The sequence below is a fragment of the Gemmata sp. SH-PL17 genome (genome assembly GCF_001610855.1).
Classification (GTDB): Bacteria; Planctomycetota; Planctomycetia; order Gemmatales; family Gemmataceae; genus Gemmata; species Gemmata massiliana.
Window position 1 is genome coordinate 5,839,273 of sequence record NZ_CP011271.1, and the last position, 12,690, is coordinate 5,851,962.

General features: G+C 62.7%; 9 protein-coding genes. 5 read left to right on the forward strand and 4 right to left on the reverse strand.

Annotated elements, in window-relative coordinates:
- On the forward strand, nucleotides 1-2,994 hold the full coding sequence (locus VT84_RS24105) for a c-type cytochrome (protein ID WP_082841280.1): 2,994 nt from the start codon (nucleotides 1-3) through the stop codon (nucleotides 2,992-2,994).
- A 5-nt stretch (nucleotides 2,995-2,999) separates the two neighbouring features.
- On the opposite strand, the gene VT84_RS24110 is transcribed toward VT84_RS24105, so the two are convergent.
- Nucleotides 3,000-3,539, reverse strand: coding sequence for a DUF2721 domain-containing protein (locus tag VT84_RS24110; RefSeq protein ID WP_162271827.1), 540 nt, complete (start codon nucleotides 3,537-3,539; stop codon nucleotides 3,000-3,002).
- Nucleotides 3,540-3,645: 106 nt separating this feature from the next.
- Between VT84_RS24110 and VT84_RS24115 the strand changes: the two genes are divergently transcribed.
- The gene (locus VT84_RS24115; RefSeq protein WP_052552895.1) at nucleotides 3,646-5,085 is read left to right on the forward strand and encodes an amidohydrolase; all 1,440 of its coding nucleotides are present in this window, start codon (nucleotides 3,646-3,648) and stop codon (nucleotides 5,083-5,085) included.
- Between the two features lie 5 nt (nucleotides 5,086-5,090).
- Here VT84_RS24115 and VT84_RS24120 read toward each other — a convergent pair whose 3' ends face one another.
- From VT84_RS24120 to VT84_RS24130, 3 genes are all read right to left on the reverse strand, one after another.
- A complete protein-coding gene (locus VT84_RS24120; protein ID WP_052552900.1) occupies nucleotides 5,091-5,993 on the reverse strand; it encodes a DUF1559 domain-containing protein in 903 nt (300 codons plus the stop codon).
- Nucleotides 5,994-6,011: 18 nt separating this feature from the next.
- On the reverse strand, nucleotides 6,012-6,947 hold the full coding sequence (locus VT84_RS24125) for a hypothetical protein (protein ID WP_052552901.1): 936 nt from the start codon (nucleotides 6,945-6,947) through the stop codon (nucleotides 6,012-6,014).
- A 574-nt stretch (nucleotides 6,948-7,521) separates the two neighbouring features.
- Entirely contained in the window at nucleotides 7,522-7,938 is a 417-nt protein-coding gene (locus VT84_RS24130) for a response regulator (RefSeq protein ID WP_082841281.1), read from the reverse strand.
- A 527-nt stretch (nucleotides 7,939-8,465) separates the two neighbouring features.
- On the opposite strand from VT84_RS24130, the gene VT84_RS24135 reads away from it, so the two are divergent.
- The 3 genes from VT84_RS24135 to VT84_RS24145 all read left to right on the forward strand — a co-directional run bounded on the left by VT84_RS24135 (nucleotide 8,466) and on the right by VT84_RS24145 (nucleotide 12,675).
- Nucleotides 8,466-9,614 (forward strand): hypothetical protein, encoded by a 1,149-nt coding sequence (locus VT84_RS24135; protein ID WP_082841282.1) that lies wholly within the window; start codon nucleotides 8,466-8,468, stop codon nucleotides 9,612-9,614.
- 245 nt (nucleotides 9,615-9,859) lie between these two features.
- Complete coding sequence (locus tag VT84_RS24140) at nucleotides 9,860-11,263, forward strand: serine/threonine-protein kinase (protein WP_082841283.1); 1,404 nt, start codon at nucleotides 9,860-9,862, stop codon at nucleotides 11,261-11,263.
- Nucleotides 11,264-11,382: 119 nt separating this feature from the next.
- Nucleotides 11,383-12,675: a hypothetical protein gene (locus VT84_RS24145; protein WP_082841284.1), complete on the forward strand. Its 1,293-nt coding sequence runs from the start codon at nucleotides 11,383-11,385 to the stop codon at nucleotides 12,673-12,675.
- Nucleotides 12,676-12,690: the final 15 nt, after the last annotated feature.

Here is a 12,690-nt window from a genome sequence, read left to right on the forward strand (position 1 = left end):
ATGACTGTCGTCCTGCTCCTGTTGTCCGCGGTTGCCACACCACCCGCATCAGTCACCGATTTGAAACTCGCGCCAGGGTTCAGCGCGAAGCTGTTCGCAGACAATCCCATCGCGCCTGATGTTTACACGATGACCATCGACGACGCGGGCCGCGTGCTGATCGCCGGGCGCGGGTACGTGCGCATTCTGGTCGATGACGATAACGACAGTTATGCGGATCGTGCGATCGATCTCATCGATGGGCTGAAAGACGGTCCGATGGGGCTGTTCGCGGAGGGTGATTCGCTCTTTGTGGTTGGGGACGGCGGGTTGAAGCGCTACCGCGGGTACAACGGCCGAAACAAACTAAAGGGACCGCCGGAAACGATCCTCGCGCTGAAAACGGCCGGCGAGCACGACGCCCATGCAGTCCGTCGCGGGCCGGACGGTTGGCTGTACCTCCTGTGCGGGAACATGTCCGGCGTGCGGAAGTCCACCATCACCGGATCGCGCTCCCCGGTACGCGACCCGATCGCGGGCGCACTGGTCCGCATCTCGCCCGATTTCAAGAACGTGGAAGTCGTCGCGGACGGGTTCCGCAACCCGTACTCGTTCGACTTTAACCGTGACGGCGAACCGTTCACCTACGACTCTGACAACGAGCGCTGCGTGGGCCTACCCTGGTACGAGCCGTGTCGACTTTATCACGTAGTACCGGGCGGAAACTACGGCTGGCGCTCACCGCAACTCTCGCAGACGTGGCGCAAACCGCCGCACTTTCCGGACGTGGTGGCGCCAATTTGCACACTCGGCCGCGGATCGCCCACGGGAGTTGCGTGTTACCTGCACACGCAGTTCCCGGAGAAGTACCGCGGCGGATTCTTCCTCGCGGACTGGACGTTCGGGCGCATCCACTACGTTCCACTTACTGCGAATCACTCGACTTACACGGGCCGGCCCGAGGTCTTCGCCGAAGCGAGCGGGACGAGCGGATTCGCGCCAACCGCACTCGCGGTTCACCCCAAAACGGGCGAACTGTTCGTGAGCATCGGCGGGCGCGGCACGCGCGGCGGCGTGTATCGGATCGCGTTCGATAAGGGCGACGCGAACCCGAAGCCGCTACCCACCACGAAGCGATCACTGGAATTCGACAAGACAAGCGCCGATCAGTGGATCAAGGACACAGAGCCAAAGTCAGAGCACGCGGCCGAAGATACGCGCAAACGCCGGCACGCCCTGGAAATGGTGGTGCGCTACCACGAGAAGATACCGCGGAGCGAAGCGCTCAACAACGCGGTGAAATCAAATCTGACTGCCACCGACCCACTGACCCGTGCTGCGGCCGCACGAGCCGCGGTCGTGCTCACGGTCCCGGTCGGTGAGGTGCCGAATACCAAGCCCCCCACCGCCGAACAACTTGCAGTCGCACTCGTGGTTGCCGCAGACGAACCCGCGTGGGCACTGAAGGTCGCGCTAGGGGTACTGGATAACACCAACGCGACGTCCGGTGAACTGATCGCCGCACTGCGGATCGTACACCTCGCGCACGGCGATCTCACCGCAAAAGACGCTGTGGGCACCGTATGGGAGGGGTACACGCTCCGCAACGAAATCCCGAGGGCGCTGGCCCACCAGCTACACGACATCCTCGCCAAGCGGGTCCGCAAGTTCTCCGAAGGGCCGCGCACGGTCGACCTCGAATTCGCGCGCCTGTTCGCGATTCTGGGGGGCGAATTCGATCCCCCAGCGCGCCGGGCGACGCTCGACCGAATGAGAAAAGACAGTGATCCGATTGATGACTTTCATTACCTCATCGCGGCCGCACGCACGAGTTCCAAGACCACTTCGCAGGAAACCGGTGAACTCGCCACAGCGCTGCTCGGGCTTCAGCAGAAAGTGAAATCGCGCGGGGTGACTCTGGACCGGCACTGGCCGCTGCGATTCGACGAGATCCTGACTCGGTTCGGCGGCAACTGGCACAAGTTAAACGAAGCGGTCGTCGATCACAGGGAGTTCGGGCGCCCGGAGCACGCCGCACTCGTCCGCCCACTCAAACTGAACGCGGACGATGCGACGAGGCGGTTCATACTGAGCGCGGCCGCGGATAAGCGTTATGCCTGGACGCCGGCGGTCGTGGAGTTCCTCGCACGAATGCCGCGTACAGATGTGGACCGGCTGCTACGCGATTTATGGGAGCGCCCCGGGTTGGAAGACGCGGTACTGCGTGTGTTGGCCCACGACCCGCGCGACGCTGATTGCCCCAAGTTTATTGTCGGATTAAAGGCATTCGACCCGAGCCTCGTGCGCGCATCTGCGAATGCTCTGGCCAAGTCCTCGGCAACGGACGCCAAGGAAGTCTGCGTCGCAGCCATCCGTGCCCTGCGCCGGTTCCCCGATGCGAAGACGGACGCCACAACGCGCACGGCCCTCTTCGGACTGCTCCAAAAGTTCACCGGTGAGAAACTCGAACCGACCGAAAAAGCCTGGGTCGCATGGTTCGTGAAACAGCACCCGGACGCAGCAAAAGCACTCGATGCCGGCGACGGGTTCGACACAACCGCGTGGCAGAAACGAGCCGCGAACATTGCGTGGGCTAAAGGTGACGCCGAGCGCGGGCGCGCCGCGTTTACGAAAGCGACGTGTGCCGCGTGTCACGACGGCGGACGTGCGGTCGGGCCGTCGCTGCTCGGGATCACGAAGCGGTTCGGGCGCGACGACCTGCTCACGGCTATTCTCCAACCGAATAAGGACGTGCCCCCGCGGTACCGCCCCGTGCGCGTGACGACCACCGACGACACGAGCTACACCGGCATCATCGTGTACGAAGCAACCGACGGCGTGATCCTGCAAACCGGCGCCGACACCACCGTGCGCATCGCCGGGGCCGACATCGCGTCCAAAAAGCCGGTCGACGTGTCGCTGATGCCGGCCGGGTTGCTCGACAAGCTCACGGACGCCGAAATTGCCGACCTGCTGGCGTATCTGGGCACGCTCGCGGAACCGGTCCCGAAGTGACGACTCTACCCCTCTCCCTGGCCACCTTCGGGCTTTTCGTCTGGGGCGGCGCGCATGCTCGTTTTACGCTCCACGACCTTGCGCACGTGGGCCAGTTCGTGAAGCGTTCCGCGCACCGCCAACCGTGATTCCCGCACCAACACGCTCGCACCGAACAGCAGCGCGGAAGCACCCATCAACCCGAACCCGATCGGTACCCACTCCATCATCCGCCCCGCGGACGCCGACAGTCCTACCGCGAGGCTCGCACCGACCAACAGCCCGATGGCCGTATACAGCGTAATGACTGCCGATTGCAGCATGAGCAACCGGGTAGTCAGAAACTCGATCTGCTCGGCGATCAGAATGCGCTTCTCGACGATTTCCGGGGCCGCCGACACGTCGGGTAACCCTTCTGCTTCCGTAGCGAGGGCGCGGATGCGATCGACCACGCGCCCGAGCCGGTTCGACGTGGACAGCACCAGCGTACCGGACGCGGAGATGAGCACCGCGGGCGTAATCATGGCCCCGAGAATTTCACCCGCGCCCAGAAACGTGATCGCCATGCGTGCCCCCTTGTGAAATTCATAGTAGTAGGCACTCCGTGCGCCGTTGCTCTCCCCTCCCCACTCGGCGACAATCACCGGTCCCGATTTCGCCACAGGACACACCATGCGTTTGCTTTCCCTGCTCGCTCTTCTCGCGTTCCCCGCGCTTGCGCTCGCACAAAAAGACGCAGCCATCAAGTCCGCCGCGGCACACGCGGACGTGAACTGGCCCGCGGCACTGAAAATCTGGAACTGGGCGGAGCCGGGCTACCAGGAGAAAAAATCCGCCGAGGAACTCGCCGCGATCGCGGAAAAGGCCGGGTTCAAAGTGACGAAGGGCGTCGCGAAGATCCCCACCGCATTCACCGCGGAGTTCGGGAGCGGGAAGCCGGTGATCGGCATCCTGGGTGAGTTCGACGCGCTCCCGGAACTGTCGCAGGAAGCAGTGCCGTTCCGCAGCCCGCGTAAGGACGGCAACGGGTACGGCCACGCTTGCGGGCACCACCTGTTCGGTACCGCGTCGCTCGCCGCGAGCATTGCCATCGCGGAACAAATCAAAGCGGGCAAGCTGAAGGGAACGATCCGCTTCTACATGTGCCCGGCGGAAGAGGGTGGGGCCGCGAAAGTGTTCATGACGAGGGCCGGACTATTCGACGACTGCGACACCGTGCTCCACTGGCACCCGGGGGCACGGAACAGCGCCGGCGACGCGAGTTGTCTCGCGCGGATCGCGGTGAAGTTCCGGTTCCACGGCACCCCGGCGCACGCGGCCGGTTCACCGGAAAAGGGCCGCAGCGCTCTCGACGCACTGGTGCTCACGATGCACGGCGTCGAGTTGCTGCGCGAGCACACCCCGGACGGCACGCGCCTGCACCATACGGTTACGTCGGGCGGCGGGGCCGCGAACGTGGTGCCCGAGTTCGCCGAGGGGTTCTTCTACGTGCGCCATCCGAAAGCGGACGTGGTGCAGAAGCTCTACCCGCGTGTGCTGAAATGCGCGCAGGCCGGCGCGCTGGCGACCGAAACGAAACTCGAAGTCGCGTACCTCGGTGGCACGATGGAGATCCTGCCCAACGACACGCTCGCGCAGGTCGCGAAGAAGAACCTGACCGCGCTGAACGACCTCAAATACGACGACACCGAAACGAAGTTCGCCCTCCGGTTGAGGGAAACGTTCCCCGACAAGGCACCCCCGCTGGAGGAGATCGAGCGCGTGTTCGATGTATCCGGCAAATCGAGCGGGGGAAGCACCGACGTGGGCGACGTGTCGTGGGTGGTTCCGGTGGTCGGGTTCGGCACCGCATGCTGGGTGCCGGGTACGCCGGGTCACTCGTGGCAAGCGGTCGCGTGCGGCGGAACGACGATCGCGAAGAAGGGCATGAACCTCGCCGCACGCACGCTCGCTGCAACCGCCTATGACCTGTTCACCGATGCGGACCTGCGCGCGGCGGCCAAAGCCGAACTCACGAAGCGACTCGACGGCCGAAAGTACGCCGCGATGCTGGAAAAGGACCAACCGCCGCCGCTCGACTACCGCGATTCCAAGCGCAAGAGCGGCGAGTGATGGAATCAGTAGTCCGTCGGAACCGGTTGCCCGTCGCTCCGGTGCGAGAGTAATCCCAGAGTGAGCTCGTCGATCCCGGACCGAACGGACCGGACGCCGCCGTCCACGAATGCGAACTGACAGATCCCGATGTGGGGACCGCCGAATATCAGGCGCGAATCGGTGTCGGCGGTTGCGATCGGGAAACCCGGACCGGCGGTTCGCGTCGAGCACACACTATTGTGCCCATCGTAAGTGTTACAGTCCCAGGGATAAGAGGCCGAAAAACCCTTGGGAATGTGTTTCTCACCGACGAGCAGGGTGCAGCTCGTGCCGTCGGTGAATTCGGCCACGCGCACGCCGCGGAGAGCAACGAACGCTCCGGTCGGCGGGACCACGAGCCCTTGATCGTTGCCCATCCTATCGGCCCCGTCGTCACCCGTTGTACCAATCGCGGCAGCGTAGTCCGCAACGGCCCCACCAACACTATTGGGGAACGCACAGCCCGGAGGTTGCACGAACCCTTTTGCCGTGTTCTGGCCAGGCGTGCGGCGCGACGGGCAGAAATAAACGGGAACGGGCGTGTTGAGGAATCCCGGGTCTAATAATTGCCCGATCCCGATCGAATTACCGTCCTCCGGCCATTTTCTGTACAGGTTGTCCTGCTCCAGCTGTGGGAGGATGAACCAGGCCCAGGTTTGCGTTTCGCCCCGGTAGCGCGTTGGTGGGAAGTACCCGCGCCCGTTCTCGTAGAGGTGACACCCCAGCCCGATTTGTTTCAGGTTGTTCTGACACTTGGCGCGGTTCGCCGCTTCTCGGGCCTTCTGCACCGCGGGCAGCAGCAGCCCGATGAGGATGCTGATGATCGCGATTACCACTAGCAATTCGATCAGCGTGAACCCGCACCGACGCGATCGCGCGTGCAACATGATTGACCCTCGAAGTGGTTACCGGGGCTTCTTGCCCGGCTGAACGACGATCATCGAACTGGGGATCTGGAACCGGAGCACCCCGCGCCCGCCCCACGCTTCCGCGGGCAACTCGACCCGCACCGGGCCAACGGCGTCCGGTGCCTCGAAGAGGAGCTGATCGTCAACAGACTTGCCCGGGAACACGTCGTAACCGAACGTGACTCCGGCCGGAACGTCCTGGCCAGTGTTCGCAGCGATCAGTTTCCGCCCGTCGGTGGTGGCACTAGCGGCCGGGACGGGGCGCTCCCCCGTCGTGTCCCAGTGAACGAACCGGAACCGATCACCGTGGCCGAGGTGCTGAACCCGCACGGTGATCGCGAGGAACGACTGCTTCGTGAACCGTTTTTTGGAATCCACGACTTGAACGGGAGCGACCGTCGCCCCGGTAATCTGAACGCGCACGAGCCCCTGGTGAAGGGCCGACCGGCTCGCGTCCGCGTACCCGCCCGGCCCGAGTTCTTCGGCCCCACTCGAAACGAGTTGCAGCGGGATGGCACGAATCGCTTCTGGGTCGTAGTCGGACGTCACGCGACTCGCCTCGTAACCCGGGCCGAGTAGCGACGGTAGGAACCACGCGACAACGAGCGCTAAGCCCGATACACTTGTTCCGCCGATTGGTGCAGCGAGCCGAGATAGGTTCTCCGCTCCCGCCGCAAGCGCGCCCACAAGTCCAACGAGCACGCCCACACCGGCCAGCGGGCGAGCGAAGGCTGCCGTCGATTGGAACGACGCCGTAGCGAGGGCAGCCGCGGCCAGAAAACAGGCGGCGACCCCGATCAGGACCGGTCCACTCTTCCCGTCCAAAATTTCTTCCGAGGGCTCCGGGTTCTCCGCGACCCGGAAAGCGGGACCGGGCGCCGGCGCAACGACGGGTGGAGGTTCCGTGGCGATCGCGGTTTCAGTTGGAGCCAAAGCCGGCTCCGGTACGGCCCACGCTGGAACGGACGCCTGCGTTCTCACATCAACAGGTGGGGCGGTACCCTCCTGCCCAGGCTCCTCGGGAATTGCCGTGTACCACGACAAACACGCCTGACACTTCACATTCTCCGCCATCGCACTGTCGGGCGCATCGGTCCCGCGCCGGCAGTACGGACAACGTGTAAAGAACGGCATGTGTGCTCCGCACTCAGACGCAATTTAGGCTGCCAACGCTGAATCCAAACCGCCACGATCGTATCCGGACCACGCACGCGCACAAGTATCAGAGTTGATAAACGCATGTGGAATTTTGGCAGTGAATATCGCTCACGCCATGCCAAACGTAACGGCACAACTTGGAAAGTGTTTGCGGGAATGCTCCCGTTCGTCTGATATCCGAGGTGGTGTCCGCAGGAGTTGTGCAGATTTGCTGATCGATTTTTGGCCTTACTCGTTTGCGAGCCAACCAGTTACAACAAGCGCCACGGTCGAGTACGTGCTCGGAATCGGTCCCGAGCACTTATGAAATAGTCATCCAGCGAAACTAAGTCGGGTGAGCGGACATCGTTCAGCCCGTTTTCCGCCCCAACTGTTCGTCACTCAATTGCCCGACCAGTTTCGTCAGTTCGATCGGGTCAGCTGGCTTCAGGAGGAACGCCGATGCCCCGGCTGCCAGTGCCGCCCGACGGACGCTCTCGGCCGTGTGACCGGTCACCACAACGACGGCCGGGGGATCGGGCAAGCGCCGTACCCGACGAATGAGCGCGCAGCCATCCAAGTCGGGCAGGTCCAAATCAACCATCAGAACGGCCGGGCGCGTATCGGACGCCGCTTTTAGCGCGTCCTCGGCCGTTCGAGCTTCACACGCATCGAAACCATTGAGCCGCAAGACGGCAGTAAGAACGACCGAATCGTCCGCGTCGCCCTCCGCGACCAGCACACGCGCCCCTCCGAGCGGACGGTGAACGAGATCCGTCGCAGTCATGGGCACCTCCGTCAACTCACCCTGGTGTGTGGCCGAGTATACCGGGAATAAAGATGGATCTCAACCTGTGACGCGATTGCACGCATCCACCGCACGCTTTGCGCACGGATCGGGCACAATTCAGAAACATGAAAAGGCACTCGAAAAGCCCTCGCGTTCAATTCGCCTGAAATTCCAGCACTTCGATTTTTTTATCAGACCATGCCCGATATTGGCGCGGCGCGTGCTTTACTGATGGGTACTGAAGAAGTGACTCATCGTGCAGAGTGAGGGGAGAGGCATTCTGCACGGTGAGTCGCTATCTGAAGCAAAATACTCGGCGGATTTGTAGCAGATGGAGAGGCTGCTGCAAATCCGCCGAGTGCGTTTTGATCGCACGGAATTCCCCGACAACACTTCGGCCGTCCCGAGCACCAATTCCGATTCGACCGAACCGCCAACACTGCGGCTTCAAAATCGGGTACCCTGACTCAACAACAATGTACACGCCGAAAACGGACCGGTAACTCCGAGTTCAGGAGCGCCCGATGTCTCCCGCCTACCTCTCCACAGCGCTCGCAATTACAGTTGGTGTCACGGCACTGTTCGGCTGCCACGAACCATCTACGCCCACACCGACCGATGTCACCCCGGCCACCACCGTAGCCGAAAGCACGGCCGCGAAAGTGTTCGAGGAACGCATCGCGCCCATCTTCAAGTCCCCGGACCCATCCAGTTGCACGCGGTGTCACCTCGCGACGGTGGACATCAAGCAGTACATCCTGCCGTCCGCGACGGATACGTTCCTCGCACTGCGCGAGCAGGGATTAATTGATCTCGACAAGCCCGAGAACTCGAAGATCCTCGCGCTCATTAATCGCGGCGCGGACGATCCGAAAGCCGCGGGGTTGATCTCGGCGAAGCGCCAGAAGGCCGAATATGAAGCGTTCGCGGCGTGGATCAAAGCATGCGCGAGCGATCCCGCGTTGCACAACGCTCCCAAGCCCGAAAAAATGCCCGCGCTCGCAACGAAACCAGTCGAAGTGGTCCGGCACGCGCGCAAGGACCGCATGTTGGAGTCGTTCGAGACAAACATCTGGTCGCTACGATTCCGCTGTATGAACTACCACACTGAGGGCACGCCGCAGAACGACAAGCTCGTGAAGGAGTACGGTGAGCGCGTCGCGTGGTTCCGGAAAGCCGGCCCCGAAGCCACAATGGATTACCTGCTCGCGAGCAAACTGCTCGATCTCGACAAACCGGAAAAGAGCCTTCTCCTCACGAAACCGCTCAACGAGGTGAAGCACGGAGGTGGGGTGAAGATCGTCGTCGGGGATCAGGGTTACAAGGCGATCCGCGCGTGGGCCGAAGATGTGGCCGCGATCAAGAAGGGTAAGTACGCAGCAGCAACCGATCTACCCACAAAAGAAGTGGCACCCAAACAGTTCGGCACCGAAGCGTGGTTCCGACTGAACAACACACCCGCGGCCTGGAACGGGAAACTACTCCAAGTCGATGTGCACGCTTGGGACGCGAAGACCGGCGCCTGGGAAAAAGACCCGATCGCCACTTCGGACCGGGCGTGTGGTGACAAAGGCTGGCAGCACACGGTTACGCTGCTCGCCGCACCGGGTTCCGACCGAGCAAAATCGTGGGCGAAGGTAAGCCTTCCCTCCCGGCGGGGAAATATCTGGTAAAGGTTTTCGTCGACTCCACGAACAAAGCACAGAAAGATTGGACGGCGCGAATCGGTACGGAAGAATTCGTCGGAGCGGCCGAATTCCAGGGGCGCTGGGCAGAGGGTTACGGTTCCATGACCATTGTGGACGCGACCGGGATCAAGAAGTAACAGTGCCCGCGAGGTGATTTGGCATTTCGGCGCGCTCGTGCCAAAATAACACCCGCCGCCCCAATCATTTGCGCCCTCTCGATCGGTCGAAGAATGCGAACGCTCTCGGACCTTGCGAACGTGTTGATCGGCTGTCGGATCGTCAACCGAACGCGCTGGGAGCGCGCTGCACGTGCCGGCGGGGGTGATCCGGGCGCGACCCTCGACGCGCTCACCGCGCACCCGCCCGACTGGTACACCGCGACGCCCGGAGACACGGGCGAGGTACCACCGGGGCTGAGCGAGTACCAGCGCGGCGTAATTGATTTGTGGCTCGAAGGCGATCAAACACCGATCGAGCGGCAACTGACAGTGAATCAGTTCCTACTCCTGGAGAAACTCGGTGAGGGTGGTCAGGGCGAGGTCTACCGCGGGCGCCAACTGAACCCGCCCCGATTCGTCGCGATCAAAACACTCACGCGCGACACTGAAACCAGCCGGGCGCGGTTCGAGCAGGAAGCCCGCGCGATGATGAAGATCCAGCACCCAAGCGTCGCGCGGTTTTACCTGTACGAGCGCGTCCGCGACGAGGACAACAAGCCGACCAACGAGTACCTGATCGCGATGGAACTCGTGGACGGGAACGACCTCCACCGAATGGTCCGGTGGTCCGGTCCCATTCCCTGGCAGTTCGCGGTGAAGTGGGGCATCGATCTACTCGGTGGGCTGGCGGTCATTCACCAAAATGGGTTCATTCACCGCGACGTGAAGCCCGCGAACGTGATCCCGCTCGGTCCGCCCCCGGAAGCCGGCACGCGCCCGAACGAAACCGCGGCCAAGTTGCTCGATTTCGGGGCAGTCGGTACGGTCGAGGGCGCTGCAGTCTCCAGAAGCGGCCGGCGCGTGTTCGTCGGCACCCGAGAATATGCCCCGCCGGAACAGTGGGCGGAGCGAGTCGTCCCCGCGTCCGATCTTTACGCACTCGGGGGTACCCTGTTTTACGCGCTGACGGGTCGTCCACCTTATGAAGTCGAGGGACGGGACGCAGTCGCGTTTATGAAGGCACACTCCCGCGCACCGATTCCGTTGGCGACCGATTTTAACTCGAACGTGCCAGAGAAACTGAGTTGGCTCCTTCAGAGAATGCTGGCGAAGCGCGCGGACGATCGCGGAACGGCAGTTGAACTGATTGAGGAATTCCGGGAGCTTCTCCCCGTGAACGACGCGCCCGCAAAACCGGTTAAATCGGCGCGCAAGTCGAAATCGGCTCAACCCGCTCCGATTCCGGCTCGGCGCCCTTTGGCGTCATCTGAAACCGAGGCACAAGGCGCGCTGGATCGTGTGTTCGGGCCAGTTCTTACGATTTTTGAGCGCGTGTTTCTTCCCTCCCGCCTGCGCCCGACCCCGGGAACGGCTCACCCGTTCGGCGAGCGCATAGCATCGCTAATCCGTCAACCGATCGTTTTGCTCGTTTTTGTGCTTATTGCGGCCTTGTTCGTGTTCTGGATTGTGTGGTAGGAGTGAATTTTGCAAGCGCGGCCGGATGTGAGGTATACTAATCCGAGTCGTCTCATTTCGCCCCGACTAACTCCCGACGACCGCGCCAACCCTCCATTTCGCCCGACCGGACTGCCGAGATGGACTTTCATCTACAAAACGTGCGTACAGGGGAAATCGTCAAATTACCCCCGGAACGTGCCCTTATTGGCGCGGCCGAACACGCCGACGTTTTGACGGACGACAGCCCGTACTTGGCCGCGCTCGCAGTGCGGTACCTGACCGGCTGGGCGCTGTTTGGGTTGTCCGACGACGGCGTCCGGTTCAACCGCCGCCCACTGCGTGCGGCCCAGCGCGTGACGCCCCGAAAAGGAGACGTACTCGCGATCGGCGAGAACAAGTTCACGTTTATTGCACCAAACAACACCGACGACGACGAATCCGAGGCAGAAGAAGACGTTCCACCCGATTGCTTCGCGTACATCACGAACCCGGACGGTATGGAAGAGTGCCGCGCGGTGGACCACGATCTCCTGTTCGGTCGGCTCTCGGTTTGCCACGTTCAGTTAGCCGATACGCGGCTCTCGCGATTGAGCGCGCTCCTCGCTTCGCACGCCGGCACCTGGTACATTCACACGCTCTCGAAAAAGCCGCTGGGCCGGAACCGAAAAGCCGTTAACTACATCGCCCGAATCGCGGACGGTGACGAGTTGCTCATCGGGCCACTCGTGGTGCGCATCGAGATCCGGCCCTCAACGGCCGAACGCGCAGCGCTCCCGGCTCTTACTGGTTCACGTGAGCGCCCGCCGCTGAGCGAATCGTCCATTCTCACAGACTTACCTGCATCGACCGACGGGTTTGGGGGAACGCCCGATCCGGGTTCCAGCCTCGACATCCTCGCGCTTCATGCACGCGGCCAGCAGCTTGAAAACTGGCTGAAGAAGCAACCACTGCCGGCACAGGAGCCGAAAAGCGGCTTGGGCGCGTGGCTCGGCGCGCAACGCGACCGGCTCCGTCGTTTCTGGCTCGATACGCCTGAAACGACGAGCGCGCGGAGTCTGCGGGCCGCGGGCCGCATCGACGAAGCGTTCACGGTCCTCGACCGCGCGATTCGTGTCCGGACGGACGGTCCCGAACTGCTCCGCGAACTCTACCGGCTCTACGAATCGGTCGCGCTCACAGACCTGTGTTATCGCCCGTTGCGCCAGATTGAGAAGCTGGCACAAGCCCGCGGAACAACGGACCCGTGGGTGTTCGAGACGCTGGCCAAATTGTGCGAACGCCTCGGACCCGAGCGCCCCGAAATGTACGAACGAGCCATTGCGTACTGGAACAAGCTCGAATCCGCGACCGGCCTGAGCTACGCCCACCAAAAGAACGATGTGATGGCCCGGCGCGCACTTCACGAGGGCGGCTACGCGGGCGGGGGATAGAATGACACCCCACCA

Bases quoted from the DNA above. Each gene is read 5' to 3' on its own strand.
- VT84_RS24105 (WP_082841280.1), top strand. From the start codon at position 1: ATGACTGTCGTCCTGCTCCTGTTGTCCGCGGTTGCCACACCACCCGCA.
- VT84_RS24110 (WP_162271827.1), bottom strand. From the start codon at position 3,539: ATGGCGATCACGTTTCTGGGCGCGGGTGAAATTCTCGGGGCCATGATT.
- VT84_RS24115 (WP_052552895.1), top strand. From the start codon at position 3,646: ATGCGTTTGCTTTCCCTGCTCGCTCTTCTCGCGTTCCCCGCGCTTGCG.
- VT84_RS24120 (WP_052552900.1), bottom strand. From the start codon at position 5,993: ATGTTGCACGCGCGATCGCGTCGGTGCGGGTTCACGCTGATCGAATTG.
- VT84_RS24130 (WP_082841281.1), bottom strand. From the start codon at position 7,938: ATGACTGCGACGGATCTCGTTCACCGTCCGCTCGGAGGGGCGCGTGTG.
- VT84_RS24135 (WP_082841282.1), top strand. From the start codon at position 8,466: ATGTCTCCCGCCTACCTCTCCACAGCGCTCGCAATTACAGTTGGTGTC.
- VT84_RS24140 (WP_082841283.1), top strand. From the start codon at position 9,860: ATGCGAACGCTCTCGGACCTTGCGAACGTGTTGATCGGCTGTCGGATC.
- VT84_RS24145 (WP_082841284.1), top strand. From the start codon at position 11,383: ATGGACTTTCATCTACAAAACGTGCGTACAGGGGAAATCGTCAAATTA.